Here is a 24,770-nt window from a genome sequence, read left to right on the forward strand (position 1 = left end):
CCCGGGTACCCCGCCCCCTCCTCCCCGCTCGGTCGCCATCGATACGTCACTGTGACGAATATCGTTGTGGCGCAGGGGTTGCTGAGACGCGGTGTTAGCCGATGTTAGTTCGGCTTGTGCCCCCACGACCTGGGGCGCGTGCGGCGGTGCGTGTCGGTCGACCAGAGATGGCCGCAATCCGAGCACTGCAGATGGACCAGGGTGCCCTTGTTGCTCAGCAGATACTGCCAGTGCGTATCGCAGTTGCGACTGCTTCGGCAATCACCACACCTGACGCCGTGATCGCAGCGCGGGCAGGGCAACCAAGCGCGACGGCCACGGTCGGCGGTCGGATCAATCGGTAGCACGAGCAACCGTCCGTTCGGGCAGGATGCCGGCGCGGACCAACTCGTCGTAGATCCGTTGCTGATCCTCATCCAGATTCGAATACAGCATGTCGTACGCCTGGTCTTCGTCGCTCAGCACAGCGATCGGGTCCCAGTCGTCACCCATCGCTTCGAACATCGCGCTGCGCCTACGCGCCTCGTCGAGGGTCAGGTCATAGGCAAAGTCGAGCTCGGCCATCGCACTCCCAGCCATTAGATACATATGCAAACGAACGGTCAGGATTCCCCAACTGACGCCGATCAAGCTATGACCTACGTCACGGTCCCCAGTTGACGTTCGTCACACTCGGCGTCGGCACGCGCAGCGGCCGACAACCAAACGACCGTGTCGTGGCACATGAAGGCGACGGCCCACGCCGCCAAGCCGTCGCAAGTCCAAAAAGGCCCGCGCACCCCCGACTCCCCCTCCCCGCCCATCGCCGACAATACGTCACTGTGACGAATATCCTTGCAGGGCAACGGCTATTGATGACTATCGATGCTTGCCCGCCTAGCCCGATGAGAGACCACCGAGGCGGAGTCTCAGGCGGTGTGCGGCGGGAAGTACATCTCCTGCTTGACCGTGCAGACCAACTCGCCGCCGCGGTTGAACATCGTCCCGCTCGCCAGCGCCAGGGAACCAGCGCTACTCGGCGACGACCGGTCGTAGAGCAGCCAGTCCGACAACGTGGCCGGCGCGTGGAACCACACCGAATGATCACGCTGAGCCGACGCCCCGACACCTCCGCGTGCGGCGTATGCCGGCTCGGTCAACGTCACCGCCGACAGGTAGGCCACCAGGCTGGCGGTGAGCGCCGGATCGGCGGGGACCTCGCCGTCGGGCCGCCACCACATCGGCGCCCGTGCGGGTGGCGCTACCTCGGTGTCGATGATCCGGCGCTCGAACCAGCGCAGGCTCGACCACCGTCCTGAAGCGCTCTCGTCGGACTCCGCCAGATGCGGCGCAACCCACGGCAAGGACTCCGGGCTGGACGCCTCTGGCATGGGTGGTTGATAGACGACCTGACTGGGCGCGGAATCGGCGACCTTGAACGACGACATCGCCTCCATCAGAATCTTGCCGTCCTGGCGCGCGGTGACCCGTCGCGCCGAAAACGTCCGGCCTTCCTGGAGGTCGACGACCTCGAAGTCCACCGGCCGGCGCGAATCGCCGGGCCGCAGGAAGTACGTGTGGACGCTGTGCGGGGTGCGACCCGGAGCGGTGTGGCTTGCCGCCAACAAAGCCTGAGCGGAGATATGGCCGCCGAGAATGTGGTTGGCGGGTGCCGGTAGTTGCTGCCCGACGAAGACCCACTGGTCGACCCTCTCGAGCTCCAAGGTGGCGAGCACGTCGCCCAGCGAAGATGACATCACGACGTATCTTGCCGGATCGCTTGTCAGGCGCCGAGTCGCCGGTACCTCTGCAACCGCCGCAGGGCCTGCGCGGACGCCGGCCCCGACGCCGGCTGCAGCGCGTCGTCGAGTCGCGCACGGACGCCGCCGATGTCGAGATGCATTCCGATCGCCACCAGACACTTGGCCGCGACCCCCGGTGGTGCCGTTCCGATGTCGATCGCGCTGCCCACCAGGTTGACGACGTAGTCACGGACGGTCACGCGATGGCGCACCGCCACAATGCCTTTCATCCTGAACACCTGCGGTGGCGGATCTTCCAGAAGATCGATCAGGGCAGCCGGGTCGACGCAATCAGCGCTGCTGACCGTGACGGCATCGGCGTGGATATGGTCATGGTCGTGCTCGATCTCCAGATCCAGAAACGAGAGCTGCCCAACCTCTCGGGGCGCGGCGGACGCGTCGAAGAGTAGCCCCGGGTCTATCCGGCCAGCCGTTGTGCCGACGACATGTACCCGCGGATTGCGTTGTCCCGCCCGTTGCGTGACGCGTTGGACCACCGCCGACCGCTCATCCTCAGGAATCTGATCAAGCTTGTTGACCACGATCAGCGAGGCCGCCCCGTAGCGCACCGGTGGCAGTGCGCCGCAGTCCACGGTGTCGAAGTGGTTCACCGCATCGACGACGTCGACAAGCCCGCCCGCCCGGACACCACGGATCTCGCTGAAGCCGATGATCCGTGCGATCGCGACGGGGTCGGCCAGACCACTGGCCTCGACGACGATGGCATCGAGGCCCCGGGCCGGGTCGGCGAGCTTGATCAGTGCCTCATCGAGCCCACCGTCGTCGGGCAGGCAGCAGATGCATCCTCCGGCGATCGAGGCCGGCTCGTCGACCTGGCCGGCCACCAGACCGGCGTCGATGTTGATATCGCCGAAATCATTGACCACCACACCGATTCGTGTGCCAGGATGCCGCAACAGATGGTTGAGCAGCGTCGTCTTTCCGGCTCCGAGATGGCCGGTGAGCGCGATGACGGGTATCGCAGCCAAACCCTTGCCCTCCCCATCGACATCCGGACACCCGATGCTAACCGCGGTCCCGAACGGCTCTGCGCCCGGCCGAGAATAACAGAGCACTCGCTCTGTTATTGTGGCCGCATGCCACGCCCCCGCGTCCACGATCGCGACGTCGTGCTCGACGCCGTCGAGGACCTGGTGGCGCGGTCGGGCCCGACTGCGGTGACCATCCGGGCGATCAGCGCGGCGGTGGGTATGTCCAACGGCGCTGTGTATCACACGTTTACGTCGCGGGGCGGTCTGATGGGCCAGGCTTGGCTGCGGGCCGGTCAGCGATTTTTGGCGGTGCAGACTTCGTTAGCCGACGAAGCAATGGCCGGCGCCGGCCCCTTCGAGGCCGTGGTCGCCGCCGCCGACGCGGCGGTGGTGTTCGCCCAGCAGTATCCCGGCTCATCGACCCTCGTTCTGCGCGTACGCCGCGAGGAAGTGCTCGCCGACGACGTTCCGGAGGACGTTGCTGATGAGCTGCGGCGTCTTGACAAGCTTCTCGTCGCGTTGATGGTGCGGCTTGCCATCGCAGTCTGGGGCCGCAAAGACGCCGCGGCGGTGGACGCGATAACGAGCTGTGTCGTCGACCTGCCCACCGCGCTGCTGCTGCGTCGCGACCGGCTCGGGAGTGCCACCGCGCGTGCGCAACTGCACGCGGCCGTCCGCGCCGTGCTGACGGTCGGGCCCCCACCGCGACAGCGGCGCACCTGACGAATCTTTCTAACTACCAGCGCAACTCAGAAGGAACACATGACCGTGAGATTGGACTACGCCGACAAAATCGCCATCGTCCGCCTAGGCGAGGACGAGAACCGTTTCTCCCCTACGTTTCTGGATGACATCGATGATGCGCTCAACCAAGCCGTCTCGGACGGAGCCCAGGGACTGGTCACAACCGCCGGCGGAAAGTTCTACTCCAATGGCCTGGACCTGGAATGGCTGGGCACTCACACCGACCAGGGCCAGTGGTACATCGGCCGGGTGCACCAGTTGCTGGCACGCATGCTGACCCTGCCCCTGCCCACCGCGGCCGCGGTTGTGGGTCACGCGTTTGGCGCCGGCGCGATGCTGGCCGTCGCGCACGACTTTCGCGTGATGCGCGCCGACCGCGGGTACTTCTGTTTTCCCGAGGTAGACATCCGCATCCCGTTCAACCCCGGTATGGCCGCGCTCATCCAATCCAAACTCGCGCCCCGCGCCGCCGTCGCCTCGATGACCACGGGCCGACGTTTCAGTGGCCCCGACGCGGAAGGGTTCGGCATTGTCGACTCCGCCTGCCCCGAGGACGCGGTCATCGACACCGCCCTCGACATGCTGCGACCGCTGCACGGCAAGGATCCGGGCACGCTGGGGGCGATCAAACAAACCATGTTCGATCACGTGGTGCGCGCACTGATCGATGACCCGGACGAGTCGCAGTAACTGCCCTTGGACACCAAGCCCGTTCCTGTATGGTCAGCGATGTCTGCCGGCGCAAGGGAACAGGGGCTTTTCGATGGCAAACAGGCTCCCCGACAACGCCTTCACGTCCCCCCAAGTTCTAGACCCCGGCCTTCGCAAGGTCGCGCGATTCGTGCCGCGTGGCTACGCCCTGCACCGCGGTATGAAGTTTCAGCGTGCCGTCATGAACCTGATGGGCAATGCGGGACGCCTCCGCACCGTGCCCGTCGCCGCCGTCAACGAGCACGTCACCGTCCGTCTCCATCGCCCGGCCGGCCTTCCGGACCACGCACCCGCACTGCTGTGGATCCACGGCGGCGGGACCCTCATGGGGCACGCCGCCCAGGACGATAAGTTCCTGCGCAAGCTGTCTCACCGCACCGGGTTCGCGATTGCGGCGGTAGAACACCGCCTGGCTCCCGAACACCCCTACCCGATACCGGTCGAAGACTCTTATGCAGCCCTGCTGTGGCTGGCCCGCCAGCCGTGGGTCGATCCGGATCGGGTTGCCATCGGCGGCGCCAGTGCCGGTGGGCATTTCGCGGCCGCGGTCGCCCAGCGAGCGCACGACCGCAACGACGTCCGACTCGCCTTCCAAATGCTGGTCTATCCGATGCTCGACGATCGCACCGGCGCCAAGCGCAACGGCCCCAGGCGCATCATGTGGACCGAATCCGACAATCAATTGGCCTGGCAGTGGTACCTGAACGGGGCCGATCCCGAAGAGGCGGCACCGGCTCGCCGAAAGGATCTGTCGGGCCTGCCGCCTGCCTGGATCGGGGTCGGAACGCTGGACCTCTTCTATCAGGAGAGCCTGGAGTACGCGCGACGCCTTCGCGAGGCGGGCGTGCCGGTGCACGAGGAGATCGTCCCGGGCGCGTTTCATGCGTTCGATCAGATCGCGGAGAAGGCGCCGATATCGACGCGGTTCTTCGAAAGCCAATGTGATTACCTGCGGGGCGCGCTTGCCCCCAGCGGATGACCGCCATCATTGGGCCCACCATCCGCCGCAGTCAGCCGAAATACGTTGTGCGACAACCGTTAAACCCCGCTATCGAATCACCCCGCGTGTCGTTTCGGCGACCGAGCTCGATCGGCCAATCTTTGCTAGCGGACATGGCGGACGACGTCGTCGACCCCGAACGCGGCACCTTTTGACTGCAAAGTGTGCACAACGTGCAACTATATGGGTATGGGCAATCCCGTGGGGCTACGAGAGCGCCGTCGCCGTCAGACGAGCGCCGACATCCGCGATGCCGCGGTGCGCCTCACGCTGCAACGCGGATTCGACAAGGTCACCGTCGACGAAATCTGCGCCGAAGCCGGAATTGCCACGCGCACGTTCTTCAACTACTTCCCCAACAAGGAGTCCGCGCTTGCCTACGGCCCCTCGGACATACCTCCCGAACTGGTCGCGGACTTCGTCGCCGCAGGTCCCGCCCCCTACTCGGTGGTGCTCGCGGAGCTGATCACCCTGGCCGCACACCACCTCCGCGACGTGCCGCCGCGCCGCGAACACGCGGCCCACATGCTCGAACTCGCCAAGACCTCTCCCGCCGTCTTGGCGGCGTTCCTCGCCGACTTGGAGCGATTTCAGAACCAGTTGACCGACATCATCGTGCGCCGCCAGGCGATGAAGCCGGATGACGAGATGGCGGCGCTGATCTCCGCGCTGGCGCTGACGGCGGTGCGTTCCGGCATCGAGAGGTGGGCGAGCGGCGAGGCAAATGAACCCGCCGACACGCCGATGCCCTATGTTGAGCGTGCCGCGGCGCTGGTGAACAGCATCTTCACAAAGTGACCTGAAACACCAGTAGCAAATGTTGCATGCACTGCAAGATATGCACATCATGTACTATGCGCTGGTGGCGGTGCCCGGGGAGGCTTCAGCAACAAGCTGAGCCGGGTGTCGGTGCCGGGGGCGACAGCCGGTGTGGGCGGGCAGCATTCACCGCGTTTGACGCTCCAGCGCGCGCGAACCGTAGCAATCGACGTACTTCGTTGTTGAGCAACGCGACTTGTGGGCACTCACCTGCCCACGACCTCCGGTCGCGCAAACGCTGATCCACGTCACGACCGCGTGGCGGGGAAGGGATCACCTAGTGCAGATTTCGAGACTTGTGCGCAACGCCTGGTTGCCGCTGTTGATCGTGGCGGTCGTGGTGGTCGGCGGCTTTGCGGTCGTCAGGGTGAAATCGTTCTTCGGTGCCCACGACACCGGCATCATGACCAGCCCGCGGCTCGATGACTCGAAGCCGTTCAAGCCCAAGGTCGTCAAGTACGAGGTTTTCGGCTCGGCCAGCCAGGCCAACGTGAACTACTTGGACCTGTCCGCCGATCCGAGGCGGGTCGACGGCGCACCGCTGCCGTGGACGCTGGTCCTGAGCACGACCGCCCCCTCCGTCTTCCCGAACCTTTCGGCACAAAGCGATGGCAACTCCCTCGGCTGCCGCATCACGATCGATGACGAAGTCAAGGCCGAGAACATCACCAACGGCGTGCACGCCCTGACCTTCTGCCTGGTGAAATCCGCATGAGCACAACAGTCGACGACACCCGAACCGACACCATCCCCGTCGTCAAAGAACCCGTGCATGACAAGATCCCCCGGATCATCCGCACCCTGGCCGTGCCGATCATCCTGGGCTGGATCGCGATCATCGCGGTGCTCAACGTCGTCGTGCCGCAGCTGGACGAGGTCGGCAAGATGCGTTCGGTGTCAATGACACCCGACGATGCGCAATCGGTGGTCGCGACGAAGCGCATGGGCGCGATATTCAACGAGTACAAGTCCAACAGCTCGGTGATGATCGTCCTCGAGGGCCAGAATCCCCTCGGTGCCGACGCGCACGCCTACTACGACCAGATCGTCAAGAAGCTCGACGCCGACACCAAACACGTTGAACACGTTCAGGATATGTGGAGCGACCCACTGACCGGGGCGGGTGCGCAGAGCAATGACGGCAAGGCCGCCTACGTCCAGGTTTACCTCGCGGGTAACCAGGGTGAGGCCCTGGCCAACGAGTCGGTGGAATCGGTCCAGAAGATCGTCAAGAGCGTGCAGCCCCCCAAGGGGGTCAAGGCCTACGTCACCGGGCCCGCGGCGCTGTCAGCGGATCAGCACACCGCCGGCGACCGCAGCCTGCAGCTCATCACGGCGGCCACGTTCACCGTCATCATCGGCATGCTGCTGTTGGTCTATCGGTCGATCATTACCGTGCTGCTGACGCTGGTGATGGTGGTGCTCGAGTTGTCGGCCGCGCGGGGCATGGTCGCTTTCCTGGGCTACTTCAAGATCATTGGGCTCTCGACATTCGCCACGAACCTGTTGGTCACGCTGGCGATCGCGGCCGCCACCGACTACGCGATCTTCTTGATAGGCCGATATCAGGAAGCCCGGGCTATCGGCGAGACCCGCGAAGAGGCGTACTACACCATGTACAAGGGCACCGCCCACGTGGTGCTCGGATCGGGTTTGACCATCGCCGGCGCGACCTTCTGCCTGCACTTCACCAACCTGCCGTATTTCCAGACGCTGGGTATTCCGCTGGCTATCGGCATGGTGGTCGTGGTCGGCGCGGCGCTGACGCTGGGTCCCGCGGTGATCTCGGTGGCGACGCGCTTTGGTAAGACACTCGAACCCAAACGGACGCAACGGATTCGCGGGTGGCGCAAGATCGGCGCGCTCGTCGTCCGCTGGCCCGGCCCGATCCTGGTGCTGACGATCGGGGTCGCGCTGGTGGGATTGCTGACCCTGCCGGGCTACCGCACCAACTACAACGACCGCAACTACCTACCCGCGGACCTGCCCGCGAACGAGGGTTACGCGGCCGCGGACCGGCACTTCTCCCAGGCACGGATGAATCCCGAAGTGTTGATGATCGAGAGCGATCACGATCTGCGGAACTCGGCCGACTTCCTGGTGATCGACAAGATCGCCAAGACGATCTTCCGGGTGCCGGGAATCGGTCGCGTGCAAGCCATCACCCGCCCGCAGGGCACGCCGATCGAGCACACCTCGATCCCGTTCCAGATCAGCATGCAGGGCGTCACCCAGCAGATGAACCAGAAGTACCAGGAAGATCAGATGGCCGACATGCTGCATCAGGCCGACATGATGCAGACGACCATCGAAAGCATGGAAAAAATGTCGAGCATCACCGTGCAGATGTCGAACGACATGCACCAGATGGTCAAGAAGATGCACGACATGACGATCGACATCAACGAATTGCGCGATCATATGGCGGATTTCGAGGACTTCTTCCGCCCGATCCGCAGCTACCTCTACTGGGAGAAGCACTGCTACGACATCCCGGTGTGCTGGTCGCTTCGCTCGGCCTTCGACGGCCTCGACGGCATCGACACGATGACCGACGACATCCAGAGCCTGCTGCCGATCATGGATCATCTCGACACGCTGATGCCCCAGATGGTGGCGCTGATGCCCTCCATGATCGAGAACATGAAGGCCATGAAAACGACGATGCTGACCATGTATTCGACCCAGAAGGGCCTGCAGGATCAGCAGAACGAGGCGCAGAAGAACTCCACCGCGATGGGTAAGGCGTTCGACGCCTCCAAGAACGACGACTCGTTCTACCTGCCCCCGGAGACGTTCAACAATGCCGAGTTCAAGAAGGGCATGAAGAACTTCATCTCCCCCGACGGCCATGCTGTGCGCTTCATCATCAGCCATGACGGCGATCCGATGTCTCAGGAAGGCATTTCGCACATCCCCTTGATCAAGAAGGCCGCCTACGAGGCGCTAAAGGGCACGCCGCTGGAGGGCTCGAAGATCTATCTCGCGGGTACCGCGTCGATCTACAAAGACCTCAGCGACGGAAACACCTACGACCTGTTGATCGCCGGGATCGCTTCGCTGTGCCTGATTTTCATCATCATGCTGATCATCACGCGAGGCGTGGTGGCATCGGCGGTCATCGTGGGAACCGTCTTGCTCTCGCTGGGCGCGTCCTTCGGGCTTTCGGTACTGATCTGGCAGCACCTGATCGGCATCGAGTTGCATTGGATGGTGCTCGCGATGTCGGTCATCATCCTGCTGGCCGTCGGCGCCGACTACAACCTGCTGCTGGTAGCGCGGTTCAAGGAGGAGATCCACGCGGGCCTGAACACCGGCATCATCCGGTCGATGGGCGGCACCGGTTCGGTGGTGACTTCGGCGGGGCTGGTGTTCGCCTTCACGATGATGACGATGGCGGTCAGCCAGCTGACGGTCATCGGGCAGGTCGGCACCACGATCGGATTGGGTCTGCTGTTCGACACCCTGATCGTGCGGTCGCTGATGACACCGTCCATTGCCGCGCTGCTGGGCAAGTGGTTCTGGTGGCCGCAACGGGTCCGTCAGCGCCCGGTTCCCTCGCCCTGGCCCCAGCCGGCCAAGGAACGCGAATCGGTAACCGCCGCTACGTAACCCAGTCCGGCTGCTCGGCGGTCTGCACGTTGGAGAAGTCCTTGTGCCCCAGGCCGGCGGTGGTGCCACCGTCGACGACGAACTCCGAGCCGGTGGAGTAGCTGGACTCGTCGCTGGCCAGATAGACCACGAGGTTGGAGACCTCCACGGGTTGGGCCGCGCGGCCCAGCGCCGTCTGGAAGAGGTCGTCGGGAACCCAATCGGTCATCGGGGTTTTGATGAGCCCAGGATGGATTGAGTTGACCCGGATTCCGCTCGGGCCCAGTTCGAGCGCGGCCGACTTGGTCAGTCCCCGAACGGCGAATTTCGTTGCGGTGTAGCCGTGGCAGGCGATGGTGCCGGCCATGCCCTCGATCGACGAGATGTTGATGATCGATCCCCGGCCCGCTTCCTTCATGGGTTTGACCACGGCGCGGATGCCGAGAAACACGCCCGTCAAGTTGATGTCGAGGATGCGCTGCCATTCCGAGAGCGCGTAATCCTCCAGGGTGCCGATGTTGATGATGCCGGCGTTGTTGACCAGCACGTCGATGCGGCCGAACTCGCCGAGAGCGGTGGCCACCGCCGCGTCCCAGTCCTCGGGCTTGGTCACGTCGAGGTGCAGGTAGCGGGTTGCGTCACCGACCTCCGCCGCGACCGCCTTGCCGTCATCGTCGAGGATGTCGCCGAACACCACCTTCGCTCCCTCGGCGACCAGCGACCGCACGTGCGATGCGCCCATCCCCCGGGCACCGCCACTGATGAGGGCGACCTTGCCCGCCAACCGTTCTGCCACTGCGTTCTCCTGTCATGTGAGTTCGTCTACGCACCATACGTAGCGGAGGCTATGTATGGCCATAGCCAAACTTTTCGGGTCAGGAGTCGTACGCCCGCAGCAGCGCGCGCGTGCGCGCCCGGCCCTCCGGCGACGGATCGAATGCCGCCGCGACGTACTCGTCGACACCCGCGGCACGCAGTTCGTCGAGCCGGCCGCGGACCGTGTCCTCGTCGCCGATGATGGCGGCATCCTCCGGCCCCGCGTAGCCCTCACGGTCGAGCATCGCGCGGTACGACGGCAGCTGGCCGTAGATGGCGAACTGTTCGGCCGCCTGCTTGCGGGCGGCGTCGACGTCGTCGGTGACGCTGACGGGCAACGACGCGGCGACGCGCACCTGACCCTCACGTCCGGCATCGGCGGCGGCCTGGCGCAGCGTCGGCGCGACGTGCCGGGCCAGCGTCGCGGGTCCGGTCATCCAGGTGCAGGTGCCTGAGGTGCGCCGCCCCGCGAGCTTGAGCATTTGGGGTCCCAGCGCCGCGATGTAGACGTCGGGCCGCGGCGCCCCCGCGATCATCAGCGCGCCGCGAGTGGTCACCGTCTCCCCCACCGCGTCGGCGCGTTCACCGGCCAGCAGGGGCAGCAGCCCGTCGAGGTATTCGTTCATCCTGCGCACCGGCTTGTCCCACGGGATGCCCCACATCCCCTCGGTGACCGCCTGGTGGGTCATGCCGAGTCCGAGCGTGAACCGGCCGCCCGAGGCGAGGCTCACCGTGAGGGCGCGCTGCGCCATCTGCATCGGATGTTGATTCTGGATGGGCACCACGCCGCTGGCCGCCTCGATCGTGTCGACCTCATGCAAGGCGATGGCGAGGACCGTGAGAAGGTCCGGCTCGTAAGGTAATTGACTCATCCACACGCGTTTGAAGCCTTCGTCGCGAAGCATCGCGAGGTTGGCGATCGTCGCGTCGATCGGCGATTCGCTGCCCGTTCCGCTGAGTTGCCCGAACATACTGACCTGCATGACCACACGCTCCTTTGCGTCACCCTTCCGTGGTGGGAAGTTCGTCGTGAAACAACTTTACGGCTAGGCCACTCTTCAGCATGCTCTTTGGGCGACGGGCTTTGTTGAGGAGCGCCGCGCTCGGATAGCGTTCGGCAGCTGGGCGAAGCCATCGGGCCGTCTTCATTGCCTCCGCTCTCACCGAGCGAGAACGAACCCTGGCAGTGAATCGCGATGTCTGGCCGGGCCGTTCACGCCTGAGCCTTGACTTTTGGCGGTCTGGCCTTAGCAGCGTGGTTACGTTGATTCGTTCGGCCGGCCCTTACCAATCGCTCGACACCGTCTTCGATTCCACGGGCGAGCGCTTCGATGTCTGGTGCGGTGTCGTAGTCGGCGGTGATGCCGAAGGTGAAGTTATCGGCGTAACTGACCATCGCGATGCCCGTGCGCAGCTGAAGAGCTATCGGAGGAATGGGCAGAATCTCCAGCACCCGACGCCCCATTAATCGCTGCTGTCCTCGCGGGCCGGGAACGTTGGTGGCCAGGGCGACGATCGCTCGTTGGGGCAATCGCATCAGCAGTCGGATCGTCCACGCGGAGAACGCGAACGGGACGCGTCTGACCGCGGAAATCACAGCACTGCCGCCTTCGCTCTGGCCGCTCGCTTTGGCTCGATTGAGCCGATCATGCACTAGCCGCAGCTGCTCGACCGGATCCTCCTGGTCGACCGGTAGGAGCGGCAACATGGCCGAGACTCGGTTGTCGGCCACATTGAACTGGTCGGCGGAACGGACCGAAACCGGAACCAGCGTGCGCAGCGAGTTCCGTCCGGGCTGCTCACCGCGTTCGAGCAGCAGCGTGCGGTAACTGCTGGTAATCGCCGCCAGCGCAACGTCATTCATTGTCACACCGAATTGCTTCGACACCTTCTGCATGTCGGTCAACCGGACCCGGGCTGCGTGGTATCGGCGCATCGTCGTCACTTGCCCGTTGAGTGACGATTCCGGGGCGGGGACGAGCAGGCTGGCCGCCAGTTCGGCCGCACCCACCGCAATGTGCTCGACTGCGGCTGCCGCACCGATGGCGCTTCGTCCGAACTCACCCACCCAATTCAGTGGGTTGAGGCTCGGTTTCACCGAACCCGGTTGGTGCTCGGCCGACCGCCGAGCCGCGCGAATATCACTTGCGAAGGTACCGCCCGTGTCATCGTCGCCGAACTTCGCCATCAACTGCGTTGCCGCGATGCCGTCGGCGATACAGTGGTGCATCTTGGTCAGCACCGCCCACCGATCGTCGCTGAGCCCTTCGACGAGCCAGCAATCCCACAGCGGCCGTTCGCGATCCAGTCGGCGCTCCATCAAAGCCGCGACCATCTCGAACAGTTCGGGATCGCCCCCGGGATGCGGAAGCGCCAGCCGGTGAACATGCCGCGAGATCTCGAAGCTGGGGTCGGCGACCCATTCGGGTGGGCGCAGATCGAGCGAATGAGTCCGCAGTACCTGCTTGAATCGCCGGGTCGCCGAGATTCGCGCGGCAACAGTGGAGACGAACTCGTCGTAGCCGGGGGCCGGGCCCTCCACGATCGAAACAGCGCCCACGGCGAGGCTCACGTGTGGGTCGGAGTCTTCGGCTTCGAGGAAACCCGCGTCCAAGGCGGTCAATTGCTCCATTCGGCCACCTTCCCCGCCGTTGCACCCGACTCAGCGACCGCGAATGCCGATGGTTGTTGGCGATAGAGAGCGGCGCCGCCAGTTGTGCCGGCACCGGCGACGACGAACAAGATTTGCGCGCCGGCGGGTAACGTTTCGGCGTGCTGTCCGAATGCGGCCGCCAACGCCGCGGTGTGCATGTGCTGATCGTCAGCGACGGTGATCTTGTCGACCGGTACCCCGAGCTTGTCGCTGAGCGACGAACGGTATCCGTCGCGCGCGGGTGCTGCGACAATCACGTCCACATCGGTCAGTTGCGCCGATTGGGCTTCGAGGCATCTGCACACGGCCGACGCGGCCGCCGCGGCGAACCGCTCATCCATGTCGCCCGACTGGTCGAACCGGAGAACATTGCGCGAGTCCGCGAATCCCACTGTGGCGGTGAAGCTCTGCGCTTCTCCCATCGGCTCCTCAGCATTCCACCACGACACGGGGCTCAAACCGTAGTCCTCGTCGGTCCATCGACATAGCAATGCCGCACCGGCGGCCGAGAAGGGAAAGCGCTCGCTCATTCCGTGTCCGGGATCGGCGTCGCTGGCGACGATGAGTGCCAGCTGGATGGCACGTGACCTCAAAAAGCCATCGACGACCTGCAGCGCGGTGAGCATTCCGCAAGCGCCGTTGGCGATGTCGAAAGAAAACGTGCCGTGAGCACCGGTGTGCGGATCTTCGGGATTCGCCCCGATGTCACCTTGGATCAGCGCCGCCAACGCCGGTTCTCCGAGATTCCGGTCGCGATAGATCCCGGCGTTGACGACGAGATCGAGTTCGTGGGGATCCCGACCTGCTCGCTGCAGGCAATCCTTGCCGGCGGCTACGGCCAGGTGCAGCGCGCTGTGCCGATTGCGCCACCGCGGACGCGCGATGGCGATTCGATCAATGATCATGCCCATAGCGGCTCACCAGATCCTCGTCCAAGGTCACCAACACCACGCCGATCTCCAGCCCCGACGCCAGCGCAAGCAGCGCGATCCTCTCCCCCGCCGCGATCCGCCCCGCTTCGAGTTCCTCGACCAGTGCCACCGTGTGGGTCGTCGAGGCCGTGTTGCCATAGCGGTCAACGGTGATCACGGCGTCATGCCGGGGAGTATCGCCGAACGACTCCGACATGCGTGCCATCCCTTTGCGAATCGCACGGGCCGAGGTCTGGTGGGTGATCACGTGGTCGATGTCGTGAATCGAAATGCCCACAGCATCAAGGACTTCATGCAGCAACAATGGTGTGTCGGCGATGGCGGCCCGCTGGATCGCGCGGGAATTCGTGAACATCCGCGCACCCGGATCGTGCCCCTGCGGGTAGGCCAGGCAGAGCCTGCTGTAATCGGCAACGGTGGTGAATCCGGCCAGGGTGATACCGGCAGAGCCGACGGGAGCCCGCTCGAGCAACAGCGCCGCCCCTGCGTCGCCCAGGGTCAGGCACGCCAACTCTTTGCTCATGATGTTGCGAATGTGGCGTGCCGCATTGTGGCTCAGCTGCGAGATGTACTCGCCGCTGACCACCAGCCCACGCTCGACGATGCCCTGCCGAATCCAATTGTTCAAAATCGTCACGCCGGTGAGCATCCCTGCGCACGCGTTGGAAACGTCGAAGGTCATCGCTTGCCGTGCGCCGATCCCGCGGGCAACAGCGCTGCTCATCGTCGGCTCGAGCCATTGGGTCAGGCCGCCGCGGAATTTCGTGATACTGCAGCTGATCACCACGTCAAGCGAACCGGGATCTTGTTGCGCCCTGGAAAGACAATCGATCGCTGCCGAGGTGGCCAGGCTGTATGAATCGTCCTCGCCCACGGAGACACGGCGCTCGCGGATTCCGGTCAGGCGTTCCAAATCAATGTGCGTCCGATGGCGCGTGGTGGCCATCAATTCCTCGGTCGTCAGGTGTGTCGCGGGCAGATGCCGGCCGGCACCTGCCAATCGAGTGACGTACGGTGCCGCGTTTCCTGCCCCCACGGCGTCCATCACCAGCCAATGCCGCGGCATCGGTCACACCTGGCTTCGCCGCGTGGTCCAGTCGTTGGCGGCCGCCGCATCCAACAACAACCGCCGTTCGGCGGCGGCAACTGCATGCCGGGTGGCTGCGACGGCATCGGGGTTGACCGACACCGAGGTGATCCCCATCCTGACCAGCTGCTCAGCGAAGGCCGGGTTGGTCGACGGTGCCTGGCCGCACAGCGACGACGTGATGCCGTGTTTGCGCGCTGTCGCAATAATGCGGCCGATGGCATCGAGAACGGCCTCATCGGATTCGTCGAACAGTTCGGCACAGATCTCGGAATCGCGATCGACTCCCAGTACCAGTTGGGTCAGGTCGTTGCTGCCGATGGATACTCCGTCCACGCCCAGCCCGATGTATTCGGGCAACCAGTACGTCACCGATGGCACTTCAGCCATCACCCACCGATGCAGGCCGCGCTGGGAACCCAGCGGGCTCATGTCAACCAGAGAAAGGCAGGTCTCCAGTTCCCACCGGGTCCGGACGAACGGAATCATCAGGTGTACGTTCGGATTCTGCTCACGGACCCGCGCCAGGGCCTGAAGCTCCAGACCGAACAGATCCCGTTCTTTGACGTATCGATAGCACCCGCGGTATCCGATCATCGGGTTGTGCTCCACCGGTTCGTAGGCCTCACCACCCTGCAAACCGCGGAACTCGTTGCTGCGAAAATCCGTTGCGCGATATATCACCGGCCGGGTCCCGAAAGCCGATGCAATGCGGCCGATCGATGTCGCGATGGCGTCGATGAGAGCGAACTGCTCACCGTGAGCGATGAAGTCACGCGGGTGCCTGCCGGAAAGTGCCTGAGTGAGCAGGAATTCGGCCCGCAGTAACCCCACGCCGTCGACGTCTTGCGCCGCCACCGCTTCGGCGGTGTCGGGTATGGCCAGGTTGACGTAGATTTTTGTACCGGTCGTCTCGACGCCACTCGTCGTGACCGTCGACGGCCTTGCCGCCGAAACTCGCATCTGCGGGCTGAGGCCCCCGGCTATGACCTTCCCGCTCGAGCCATCGACGGTGACGGCCTGGCCCTCGCGCAGGACGGTAGTCGCGTCCCGAGCTCCGACCACGCAGGGAACTCCGAGTTCGCGCGCAACGATGGCCGCGTGGCAGGTCATCCCGCCCGTCTCGGTGACCACTGCTGCCGCGCGCCGAATAGCGGGAAGCCAATCTGGATTGGTCATCGGGGCCACCAGAATCTCGTTGTCCATCAACCGGTTACCCTCTTCCGGTCTGCGGAGCACTCGAACACGTCCGGAAGCCGAACCGGGCGCCGCCGGCAGACCCCGCACCAGGATGCCCGTTGTCTCAGACTCATGCGGTGCGTGTGTAAACAGTGTCGTGATCGGCCTGGCCTGGACCAACCAGGCCTTGCCAGAGGCAATCGCCCATTCGACGTCCTGCGGGCAACCATGATGCGCCTCCACAGCAATCGCCAACTCGGCAATGCGGCGCAATGACATATCATCGAGGACTCGCGCTTGGGCCTGTACGGGGTCCAACTCCACGATGACGTCGTGTCCCTCGGGACCCCGCTCGATCTTGAAAGCCTGGTAACCGATTTTCACATCGACCACGTTCAATGTGTTTTTGTCGACGACGTAGGTGTCGGGCTGGACCTTTCCGGACACCACCACCTCGCCGAGCCCGAGGGCGGCTTCGATGACGATGTGATCCCGCTCCCCCGTGCTGGGGTCGGTGGTGAACGCGACGCCGGACTGCTCGGAGGCGATCATCTGCTGGACGACGACCGCCATTGCGGGATCGGCCCCGAACCCCCGGCTGGCCCGATAAGTGAGGACGCGCGGGCTGAACAACGAGGCCCAGCATGTGGCGACCGCCTCGAGAAGGGCGGTTTCGCCTGCCACGTTGGTCACCGTCTGATTCATTCCGGCGAATGATGCGTCGCGGCCATCTTCACCTGTTGCCGAAGACCGCACCGCCACAACACAGTTCGTCCCCAGAACACGGTACGCACTCAGCAACTGATCGCGGACGTCCTGACTTACTCCCGCTTTCGCCACCAACGCCCGCATGCGTTGACAGAGCTCGGCCAGGCGGGCGGCGTTGTCCACCTGCGTCAACGCTTCGCGATGGAGAGCGGAGAGTTCGGTGTCGACCCCGGCCGCTTCCATCGAGGCCAAGTAGCTACTGCGCATCAACACAAACCCCGGGGGGACCGGAAGCCCGGCGGCGACCAACTCGCCCATGTTGGCGCCCTTGCCGCCGGCCTCCTCGGCGTCACCGAGGCGCAACGTCGCGATGTTGGAAACATAGTTGCCGGTAAGGGTTTCGGTTGACATGTCTAGCTCTTTTCAACTTGGTTTAAGCGGTTCTGCAGTGCCGACGCCCAGACCGCATGGATCACCATCGGTTTGTGCGTCGCCGGGGACATCGCTGTGACCTAGGACGGCCTGGCCACGATCACCGGCATGCGAACAGAATGAACGACTGCGTTGCTCACCGAGCCCAGTAGGACGCCGGTCAAGCCACCGCGGCCGTGGCTGCCCACGACGGTCAGCTGAGCGGTCTCCGACTGCTCGATCAGCTGGCGCGCCGGCTGGTCGCATACGACGGTTCGGTGCACCGTGACGTCGGGGTAGCGTTCTTGCCAGCCCGCCAGACGTTCGGCCAGGCTGCGCTTCGCTTCCGCCTTCACCGCCGCCCAGTCCATTCCGGGAAGCTCGAAAACCTGGGTGTCGCTCCAGGCATGAACCGCCTTGAGTTCGACGCCACGTCGTGACGCTTCGTCGAAGGCAATGGCCGTCGCAATTTCGGAGGCCGGCGAGCCATCGATCCCGACCAGTACCGGCGCCTGCTGAGGGTACGGCATCAAGGGATCTTCGTCGTGAATGACAGCGACCGGACAACGCGCCCGTCGCACAATGCCGGAGCTGACTGAACCGAGCAGGGCGCGGCCGATGGCTCCGCGTCCATAGGATCCGACGACGACCATTTCTGCCTCTTCCGACATTTCGACCAGCGTCGGCACTGGGGGCGCATGCCACAGCTCGCGCGTGATGCCGATCCTCCGGCTTGTCCTCGTGGCGTCTTCAGCGATCTTGACCGCCTCTTGCAAGATCCGGCGGCCGTCGTCCTCCTGCCAAGCCAACGCTTCAGCCGCCATCGGAACCTGTGGCCACGTCGTCGTGGCGTTCACCATATGGACCAGGGTCAGCGGAACATTACGCATCGCCGCGTCCCGCGCGGCCCAGCAGACAGCGAAATTCGACGCAGGTGATCCGTCGACCCCGACGACGATGCCGTGCCGCTTCATGGATGCAGTCATGTCCTTCTCCCTCGGTCATCCAAAACGCTATTGCCCGAACGGGCACCGGTCAGGAGACTTTCGTCCTCAACCGCATGGACGAGAGACCCTCATTGGGCGCTGGGGCTTGATCAGGACCGGAGCTGTGGGGATCGTGACAGAAATGACCGAGTGGCCCGCCACTCTCGACAGGCGCTACCACGATGTCGTGATCTTCGACCTCGCTTGCGTGGTCGTCGAGACAGCGCCAGAAACCGTGCAGGCTCGAGACTCCACTCCCTTGCTGCTCCGTCGGCTGCGCGATGTAGGCATCGCAACAGCCGTCTACTCACGTGATCCGGGCTGCAGGCAGAGCCTGTGCAGCGCGGGGTTGGACGGTTTCGTCGACGTTGCTATTGACGCCCGAAACCCTCGGCTTGCCAACTGCGCTTTTTTGGTGGAAGTGGCGGCGCGCTTGGACGCCCGCCCCGAGCGTTCCGTGGTGATCGGATGCGACCGACCCGGCGTGGAAGCCGCCATAGACAACGGATTCGGTCTGATCATCGGTGTCGCGCATCGCCCGGATGCCGGCACCGAACTGCTGGCATGCGGCGCCGACACGGTTGTCGACGACCTCGCCGGGATCTCGGTGCGAAGCGGTGGCACTGCGATAGCGAACATCGCCGATGCCGTCGAGGTCTACAACCAGCTGAAGGAATTGGTGGCCGTGCGGCGGCCGGCGGTATTTCTCGACTTCGACGGCACGCTGTCCGATATCGTCGAGCATCCCGAGTCGGCAACCCTGGTCGCCGGCGCCGCCGCTGCGTTACGCGCGCTCGCCGAGCAGTGTCCGGTGACAGTGATAAGCGGCCGCGATCTGGCGGATGTCCGCGGGCGCGTCAACGTCGAAGGGATTTGGTACGCGGGCAGCCACGGCTTTGAATTGCTAGAGCCCGACCGCACCCATCACGAAAAAACCTCCGCCACTGAAGTTGTCGATGCCCTTTCGCTTGCCGCCACTCGGTTGACAACGATGCTGGCCGATATCTCGGGAATACGAGTGGAGCACAAGCGGTTTGCGGTTACGATCCATTACCGCAATGTGGACGCCGGGAACGTCGGTCGAGTAATCGCGACCGTCCGCAAATACGGTCACGCCGAGGGCCTGCGCGCCAGCCTCGGTCGCAAAGTCATCGAACTTCGCCCAAATACTCTCTGGAACAAGGGTACGACACTCGACTGGCTACTCGAACACATTGAGAGCCGCAACGCTGGCTCCAGCGCGATGTTGCCGATCTATATCGGCGACGATCTCACCGACGAAGATGCTTTCGACGCAGTCGAATTCGATGGTGTGGGCATAGTGGTGCGGCACGACGAGGACGGTAATCGCTCATCCGCTGCTTTATTCAGCCTTGGAAGCCCCGCCGCAGTTTGCGGATTCATTCGGCGGCTTGCAGACGATCTGCAGGAGATTGCGGCGACGCCGGCGGATCCGTGGGAACTTGTCTACGACGGCTACCGGCCAGAAGATGAGCGGCTGCGGGAAGCTCTCTGCACCGTTGGCAATGGCTATGTCGCCACCCGCGGTTGCGCGCCGGAGGCATCGGCATCCGCGGTCCATTATCCGGGCACCTATGCGGCCGGCGTGTACAACCAACTGAGCGACAGGATTTCGGGCCGTACTGTCGAAAATGAAAGCCTGGTCAACCTGCCTAATTGGCTCTCGTTGACATTCCGCCTCAACGATGGGCCGTGGTTTTGCGTTGATGACGCCGAATTGATCTCCTACCGGCAAATATTTGATCTGCGCCATGCCACCTTGACGCGCACCATCCGGTTCCGCGACAGCGCCGGGCACGAAACGACACTGAGCCAGCAACGATTTGCGTCGATGCACCAGCCTCACCTGCTCGCTATGAGGACCACCATCTCAGCCGAAAATTGGTCGGGCACAGTTGAGTTCAGGTCGTTGTTGGATGGAAGCGTACGGAATACCCTCGTAGAGCGCTATCGACCATTGTCGGACACCCATCTCGCGGACTCGGCGATCGATGACATCGGACCCACGTCAGTGCTGTTGCAGACCCAGACATCGCAGTCCCGGATCGCGATCGCGATCGCGATGCGCAGCACGGTCTGGCGCGACGAGGTCCGGGCCGAGGCGCGGTACCGAACCGTGCGAGAGGGTGGTCGTGGCGGCCATGACATCCAGCTGACCGTATCCGCAGGACAATCGGTCACGCTGGAAAAGGTCGCGACGATCGTAACCGGACGAGACTCGGCCATATCGGAACCAGCAAGTGCAGCAAGTCATTACCTTGACGAATCCGGCCGCTACGCCGATCTCCATCATCAGCACGCCCGGGCCTGGGCGCGGCTATGGGAACAATGCGCCGTCAACCTGGATGACAACACGGTCGCGTTGCGAATCCTCCGACTGCACCTGGTGCACGTGCTGCAGACAATCTCGCCGCACACAGCCGAACTCGACGCTGGGGTCCCGGCCCGGGGTCTGCATGGTGAGGCCTATCGCGGACATGTCTTCTGGGACTCGCTGTTCATCGCACCGGTTCTCAGCGTGCGCATGCCGAATCTGGCGCGCTCTCTGCTGCTGTACCGATATCGACGGCTTCCCCAAGCGCGTCGCGCTGCACGCCGGGCGGGTTACCGCGGGGCTATGTACCCTTGGCAATCCGGCAGCGATGGCCGCGAGGTGAGCCAGCAACTGCACCTCAATCCGCAGTCCGGAAAATGGAATCCGGATCCCAGTGCACGTGCGCACCATGTCGGTCTCGCGATTGCATTCAACGCTTGGCAGCACTATCAGGTGACCGGCGATCGCCAATATCTTGTCGACTACGGGGCCGAGATGATGGTCGAGATCGCCCGATTCTGGGTCGGTCTGGCGAAATTCGACGGCCGTCGTGCCCGCTACACGATAAATGGAATCATCGGCCCCGACGAGTTTCACTCGGGCTATCCCGGCATGCAGGACGATGGCATCGACAACAACGCGTACACGAACGTCATGGCGGTCTGGGTGATCCTGCGAGCGATGGACGCGCTCGACATGCTGCCGTTGCGGGATCGACTTGACCTCGTGGGAAGGATCGACCTGACCGCAGAGGAACTCGACCGATGGGAGCACGTGACACGGCGGATGTTCGTCCCGTTCCACGACGGTGTGATCAGTCAGTTCGAAGGATACGAGAATTTGGCAGAACTGAATTGGGAGCATTATCGGCGGCGCTACGGGAACATACAGCGCCTCGACCGCATCCTCGATGCTGAGGATGACAGCGTCAACAACTATAAGGCGTCCAAACAGGCCGATGCGTTGATGTTGTTCTACCTGCTGTCATCCGAGGAGTTGCTCAACCTGTTCGGGCGCCTCGGCTACCGCTTCGCGCCAGAGCAGATCCCGAAGACGGTCGACTACTACCTCGCGCGCACTTCGCACGGATCAACGCTGAGCGCCGTCGTGCATTCGTGGGTGCTAGCTCGCGGCAATCGGCAGCTGGCCATGGATTACTTCGGCAAGGTGCTGGAGTCCGATATCGCCGACATCCAGGGCGGCACGACGTCGGAAGGAATACATCTGGCGGCGATGGCCGGCAGCGTCGATCTGTTGCAACGATGTTTCACCGGTCTGGAAATGCGCGACGATCGGCTGATACTCGGTCCCCTGTGGCCGGAAACACTGGGCCCGATGGAGTTCGCCATCGTGTATCGCGGCCAGCGCCTTCATCTTCGGATCAAGGGACGAAGCGCTACGGTGACGGCCGAAGCCGGGAAAGGCCAACCGATTGAGCTGGAATGTCGTGGCCGCGTGCGACAACTCGCGCCGGGACACACCATCGAGGTCGGGTGAGGTGGTGACCATTGCCGCCAAGCGAGGGGCCGAACGGCCCTGCCGCCGGCCGGCACGGCCCAATAGCGTCTGCGATTGACCACGGGTTACCCCGCCAGTCCAAGCCTTTGATCGGAGAAATGTGATGAACGCTCCGCACTCACCACGCTGGATAGTCGTGGGTATCGACGGCTCCGATGCGGCGATCAACGCGGCAAAGTGGGCGGTCGCCGAGGCGACCAGTCGGGACATCCCGCTTCGCCTGGTGTATACGATCCCTGAGCGCAAAGCCGACGATTCCCGTCTCGATGTGGAATGCGGCGAAGCCGCCTTGCGCGCCGCTTGTGCAGCGCTTCACGCCACGACTACGGAAGTCAAATTGGAGACCGATCTGGTACACGGCTCGCCGACCGACGCTTTGGTCGAGGAATCGCGCCACGCGGCCATGGTCTGCGTAGGTTCTGTGGGGATCGGCCAGATCGCCCGAAAGATCATTGGGTCAACTGCCGAGGGTGTGGCTGAGAACGCGCAGTGCCCGGTGGCAATTGTGCGCGCCAATCGCGATGCCGGAGAGTCACTTTCGGGATCGATTGCCGTGGTGGTGGACGACTCACCACAGAACGATTCTGTGCTCGAGCATGGTTTCAGGGAAGCCCGGCTTCGCAGCGCGCCAATTCTGGCGATGGGTACGTGGCGATGGGGCTTCGGAGAGATTCCGTACCGTCAGTTGGACCGTCGACTTCGCCGGTGGGTGACTCAGTATCCCGAGGTGCATGTGCGTCCCGCCGCGGCCAGACATGGGGCCGCCGAGTATTTGATCGGCACACAGGAACCGGTGGAGCTCGCGGTAGTGGACCGCTGGTATTCCGACAAGGTCGCCCGAATGGTCGGTCCACTGACTCCCCGCTTCGGACACACCGGATGTTCTGTGCTCGTGGTGCGCTGAGCGTTAAACGGAGGTCAGCGACTAGCGGGTCACGATCACCGGAACCGTCGCCGCCTGAGCGACGTGCCGGCCCACCGACCCCAGCAGCATGCCCGCGAACCCACCTCGCCCATGGCTGCCGACGACTACGAGCTGAGCGTGCTCGGCCTGTTCGAGTAGCCAACGAGCAGGTTTGTCGCACACGACCACTCGCTTCACGCGCACATTGGGATACTGTTCGTGCCATCCGGCGAGACGCTCTGCAAGGATCTCGTGCCCCTGAACCTCGTTGTCACGCCAGTCCATTCCCAGTATGGGAAAGACGCCCACGTCGCTCCACGCGTGGAGTGCAACCAGGCCCACGCCCCGCCGAGACGCTTCGTCGAAGGCCACGGCGATCGCCGGTTCCGATGCGGGCGATCCGTCGGTGCCCACCAGCACGGGCGCATCGGCAGCGGGCGTCGCGCCTGCGTCGGAGTGGATGACCGCCACCGGGCAGTGCGCATGGTGTAACAACCCGGCGGTGACCGAACCCAGCAGCAAGCGGCCCAGCGCCCCGAGTCCCTGGCTGCCGACAACGATCATCGATGCGTCCCGGGAGGCAGTGATCAGTGTCGGCAGAACACTCGAATAGATGATCTCGGTGCGCATTTCAGGCGGCTTCACGCCGCCTAGATTGGCAGTAACCGTCTTACGGGCCTGGTCGATGATGTGCTGTGCGCCTTCCCGCTGCCATTCGGGAATGTCGGCATATAACTGGCCGACCGGCCAACCCACGACCACCGGGGGCGCGGCATGCACCAGCGTAATCGGCAGGTCGTGCATAACGGCCTCACGGGCCGCCCAGGCCACCGCGGCGTCAGATGCCGCCGATCCGTCGACGCAGACAAGAATTCCGCGGTTTTTGGTCTCTGACACGTCGATCTCCTCTACGAAATCTCTTGGCCGGCTGGCAGTGACACGCCAATGCGGTCGGGCAGGCTGATGTCCAGGTGAAGGATTGATCCGAAGTTGCTTCGCTCACGCGGCCAGCCGAAATCGGACAAGACGGCGAGCATCAGGTGGTTCTGAGCCAACACGTCGGCGACGAATCGCCGAATCCCATGGTCTCTGGCGATGTGTGCCAGGCGTCGGAGTAATGCCGTTCCCACGCCGAGCGAATGGTCCTCATGAGCAACCACAATGGCGATGTCGGCGGCCGTCGGATCACCGCAGACCGTGTAGTTCGCGACACCTAGGAGCCGGTCTCCTTCGAACGCGCCCAACGCGTATTGCCCGTCCTGGGGTTTGATCAGCTCCCTCACGAGCTCGTCCAGGTGGGCTGGATGCAGGGTGAAGAAGCGGAAGTAGCGGTCGTGATCGCTGAGTTGTTGGTGAAGAGCGACAACAGCTTCGGCGTCTTTGCTGTTTATGCGACGCAATGAGATCACCCGGCCGTCCAGCAATCGGGATGTGACAGTGTCCGCCACCGCTTGACTGCCCATTGCGTCTCCTCGGACCGGGTCAGGTGTTGCGGTCATTTCGCCGGCCTCCACATGACGCTATGGGTAGAGCTGAAGATCGGGCAGGGCCATTGGACCCCGCATCGGTGCCATTGGTCCCGTACGCATTGATGCGGACGGCG

Annotated in this window: 20 protein-coding genes; 8 read left to right on the forward strand and 12 right to left on the reverse strand. The window is 63.9% G+C overall.

Annotation, left to right across the window (positions count from 1 at the left end; all coding sequences use genetic code 11):
- Window positions 1-333: 333 nt before the first annotated feature.
- The 3 genes from B8W69_RS21355 to B8W69_RS21365 all read right to left on the reverse strand — a co-directional run bounded on the left by B8W69_RS21355 (window position 334) and on the right by B8W69_RS21365 (window position 2,770).
- Complete coding sequence (locus B8W69_RS21355) at window positions 334-564, reverse strand: DUF6400 family protein (RefSeq protein ID WP_165762659.1); 231 nt, start codon at window positions 562-564, stop codon at window positions 334-336.
- A gap of 344 nt (window positions 565-908) precedes the next feature.
- Window positions 909-1,736, reverse strand: a complete 828-nt coding sequence (locus tag B8W69_RS21360) for an acyl-CoA thioesterase (RefSeq protein WP_085291769.1) — start codon at window positions 1,734-1,736, stop codon at window positions 909-911.
- 26 nt (window positions 1,737-1,762) lie between these two features.
- Window positions 1,763-2,770 (reverse strand): CobW family GTP-binding protein, encoded by a 1,008-nt coding sequence (locus tag B8W69_RS21365; protein ID WP_085291770.1) that lies wholly within the window; start codon window positions 2,768-2,770, stop codon window positions 1,763-1,765.
- A 108-nt stretch (window positions 2,771-2,878) separates the two neighbouring features.
- Between B8W69_RS21365 and B8W69_RS21370 the strand changes: the two genes are divergently transcribed.
- The 6 genes from B8W69_RS21370 to B8W69_RS21395 all read left to right on the forward strand — a co-directional run bounded on the left by B8W69_RS21370 (window position 2,879) and on the right by B8W69_RS21395 (window position 9,659).
- The gene (locus B8W69_RS21370) at window positions 2,879-3,496 is read left to right on the forward strand and encodes a TetR family transcriptional regulator (protein WP_085291771.1); all 618 of its coding nucleotides are present in this window, start codon (window positions 2,879-2,881) and stop codon (window positions 3,494-3,496) included.
- A 39-nt stretch (window positions 3,497-3,535) separates the two neighbouring features.
- A complete protein-coding gene (locus tag B8W69_RS21375; protein ID WP_085291772.1) occupies window positions 3,536-4,207 on the forward strand; it encodes an enoyl-CoA hydratase-related protein in 672 nt (223 codons plus the stop codon).
- Between the two features lie 73 nt (window positions 4,208-4,280).
- Window positions 4,281-5,207: an alpha/beta hydrolase gene (locus B8W69_RS21380; RefSeq protein ID WP_085291773.1), complete on the forward strand. Its 927-nt coding sequence runs from the start codon at window positions 4,281-4,283 to the stop codon at window positions 5,205-5,207.
- A gap of 210 nt (window positions 5,208-5,417) precedes the next feature.
- Window positions 5,418-6,026 carry a TetR family transcriptional regulator gene (locus B8W69_RS21385; protein WP_085291774.1) on the forward strand — a complete coding sequence of 203 codons (609 nt, stop codon included), beginning with the start codon at window positions 5,418-5,420 and terminating at the stop codon, window positions 6,024-6,026.
- Window positions 6,027-6,327: 301 nt separating this feature from the next.
- Complete coding sequence (locus tag B8W69_RS21390) at window positions 6,328-6,762, forward strand: MmpS family transport accessory protein (protein WP_281255246.1); 435 nt, start codon at window positions 6,328-6,330, stop codon at window positions 6,760-6,762.
- Window positions 6,759-9,659 carry an MMPL/RND family transporter gene (locus B8W69_RS21395; RefSeq protein ID WP_085291776.1) on the forward strand — a complete coding sequence of 967 codons (2,901 nt, stop codon included), beginning with the start codon at window positions 6,759-6,761 and terminating at the stop codon, window positions 9,657-9,659. Before B8W69_RS21390 ends, B8W69_RS21395 begins: the two co-directional genes overlap by 4 nt.
- Here B8W69_RS21395 and B8W69_RS21400 read toward each other — a convergent pair.
- The 7 genes from B8W69_RS21400 to B8W69_RS21430 all read right to left on the reverse strand — a co-directional run bounded on the left by B8W69_RS21400 (window position 9,652) and on the right by B8W69_RS21430 (window position 18,410).
- Entirely contained in the window at window positions 9,652-10,434 is a 783-nt protein-coding gene (locus B8W69_RS21400) for an SDR family oxidoreductase (protein ID WP_085291777.1), read from the reverse strand. The genes B8W69_RS21395 and B8W69_RS21400 overlap by 8 nt on opposite strands.
- A 79-nt stretch (window positions 10,435-10,513) precedes the next feature.
- Window positions 10,514-11,437, reverse strand: coding sequence for a TIGR03564 family F420-dependent LLM class oxidoreductase (locus B8W69_RS21405; protein ID WP_085291848.1), 924 nt, complete (start codon window positions 11,435-11,437; stop codon window positions 10,514-10,516).
- Window positions 11,438-11,667: 230 nt separating this feature from the next.
- A complete protein-coding gene (locus tag B8W69_RS21410) occupies window positions 11,668-13,086 on the reverse strand; it encodes a WS/DGAT/MGAT family O-acyltransferase (protein ID WP_085291778.1) in 1,419 nt (472 codons plus the stop codon).
- The gene (locus tag B8W69_RS21415; RefSeq protein WP_085291779.1) at window positions 13,074-14,018 is read right to left on the reverse strand and encodes a beta-ketoacyl-[acyl-carrier-protein] synthase family protein; all 945 of its coding nucleotides are present in this window, start codon (window positions 14,016-14,018) and stop codon (window positions 13,074-13,076) included. The genes B8W69_RS21410 and B8W69_RS21415 overlap by 13 nt, the downstream gene beginning before the upstream one ends.
- Window positions 14,002-15,105, reverse strand: coding sequence for a 3-oxoacyl-ACP synthase III family protein (locus tag B8W69_RS21420; protein WP_085291780.1), 1,104 nt, complete (start codon window positions 15,103-15,105; stop codon window positions 14,002-14,004). The genes B8W69_RS21415 and B8W69_RS21420 overlap by 17 nt, the downstream gene beginning before the upstream one ends.
- A gap of 3 nt (window positions 15,106-15,108) precedes the next feature.
- Window positions 15,109-17,424: a phosphoenolpyruvate synthase gene (ppsA, locus tag B8W69_RS21425; RefSeq protein ID WP_085291781.1), complete on the reverse strand. Its 2,316-nt coding sequence runs from the start codon at window positions 17,422-17,424 to the stop codon at window positions 15,109-15,111.
- Between the two features lie 101 nt (window positions 17,425-17,525).
- Entirely contained in the window at window positions 17,526-18,410 is an 885-nt protein-coding gene (locus tag B8W69_RS21430) for a universal stress protein (protein WP_085291782.1), read from the reverse strand.
- A gap of 142 nt (window positions 18,411-18,552) precedes the next feature.
- Here B8W69_RS21430 and otsB point away from each other — a divergent pair, with 142 nt between their 5' ends.
- Window positions 18,553-22,242: a trehalose-phosphatase gene (otsB, locus tag B8W69_RS21435; protein WP_085291783.1), complete on the forward strand. Its 3,690-nt coding sequence runs from the start codon at window positions 18,553-18,555 to the stop codon at window positions 22,240-22,242.
- A gap of 157 nt (window positions 22,243-22,399) precedes the next feature.
- Complete coding sequence (locus tag B8W69_RS21440; RefSeq protein ID WP_245843326.1) at window positions 22,400-23,167, forward strand: universal stress protein; 768 nt, start codon at window positions 22,400-22,402, stop codon at window positions 23,165-23,167.
- Window positions 23,168-23,188: 21 nt separating this feature from the next.
- Here the strand turns inward: B8W69_RS21440 and B8W69_RS21445 are convergent, their stop codons facing one another.
- On the reverse strand, window positions 23,189-24,064 hold the full coding sequence (locus B8W69_RS21445; RefSeq protein WP_085291785.1) for a universal stress protein: 876 nt from the start codon (window positions 24,062-24,064) through the stop codon (window positions 23,189-23,191).
- An 11-nt stretch (window positions 24,065-24,075) separates the two neighbouring features.
- Window positions 24,076-24,630 (reverse strand): GNAT family N-acetyltransferase, encoded by a 555-nt coding sequence (locus tag B8W69_RS21450; RefSeq protein WP_165762660.1) that lies wholly within the window; start codon window positions 24,628-24,630, stop codon window positions 24,076-24,078.
- Window positions 24,631-24,770 lie beyond the last annotated feature (140 nt).

It is taken from the genome of Mycolicibacterium vulneris (assembly GCF_002104765.1).
Taxonomy (GTDB): domain Bacteria; phylum Actinomycetota; class Actinomycetes; order Mycobacteriales; family Mycobacteriaceae; genus Mycobacterium; species Mycobacterium vulneris.

Excerpts from the sequence above, each read along its gene's own strand:
- B8W69_RS21370 (WP_085291771.1), top strand. The coding sequence starts at position 2,879 with ATGCCACGCCCCCGCGTCCACGATCGCGACGTCGTGCTCGACGCCGTC.
- B8W69_RS21375 (WP_085291772.1), top strand. The coding sequence starts at position 3,536 with ATGACCGTGAGATTGGACTACGCCGACAAAATCGCCATCGTCCGCCTA.
- B8W69_RS21430 (WP_085291782.1), bottom strand. The coding sequence starts at position 18,410 with ATGACTGCATCCATGAAGCGGCACGGCATCGTCGTCGGGGTCGACGGA.
- B8W69_RS21415 (WP_085291779.1), bottom strand. The coding sequence starts at position 14,018 with ATGGGCATGATCATTGATCGAATCGCCATCGCGCGTCCGCGGTGGCGC.
- ppsA (WP_085291781.1), bottom strand. The coding sequence starts at position 17,424 with ATGTCAACCGAAACCCTTACCGGCAACTATGTTTCCAACATCGCGACG.
- B8W69_RS21380 (WP_085291773.1), top strand. The coding sequence starts at position 4,281 with ATGGCAAACAGGCTCCCCGACAACGCCTTCACGTCCCCCCAAGTTCTA.
- B8W69_RS21355 (WP_165762659.1), bottom strand. The coding sequence starts at position 564 with ATGGCCGAGCTCGACTTTGCCTATGACCTGACCCTCGACGAGGCGCGT.
- otsB (WP_085291783.1), top strand. The coding sequence starts at position 18,553 with ATGACCGAGTGGCCCGCCACTCTCGACAGGCGCTACCACGATGTCGTG.
- B8W69_RS21450 (WP_165762660.1), bottom strand. The coding sequence starts at position 24,630 with ATGGGCAGTCAAGCGGTGGCGGACACTGTCACATCCCGATTGCTGGAC.
- B8W69_RS21410 (WP_085291778.1), bottom strand. The coding sequence starts at position 13,086 with ATGGAGCAATTGACCGCCTTGGACGCGGGTTTCCTCGAAGCCGAAGAC.
- B8W69_RS21360 (WP_085291769.1), bottom strand. The coding sequence starts at position 1,736 with ATGTCATCTTCGCTGGGCGACGTGCTCGCCACCTTGGAGCTCGAGAGG.
- B8W69_RS21405 (WP_085291848.1), bottom strand. The coding sequence starts at position 11,437 with ATGCAGGTCAGTATGTTCGGGCAACTCAGCGGAACGGGCAGCGAATCG.
- B8W69_RS21385 (WP_085291774.1), top strand. The coding sequence starts at position 5,418 with ATGGGCAATCCCGTGGGGCTACGAGAGCGCCGTCGCCGTCAGACGAGC.
- B8W69_RS21395 (WP_085291776.1), top strand. The coding sequence starts at position 6,759 with ATGAGCACAACAGTCGACGACACCCGAACCGACACCATCCCCGTCGTC.
- B8W69_RS21420 (WP_085291780.1), bottom strand. The coding sequence starts at position 15,105 with ATGCCGCGGCATTGGCTGGTGATGGACGCCGTGGGGGCAGGAAACGCG.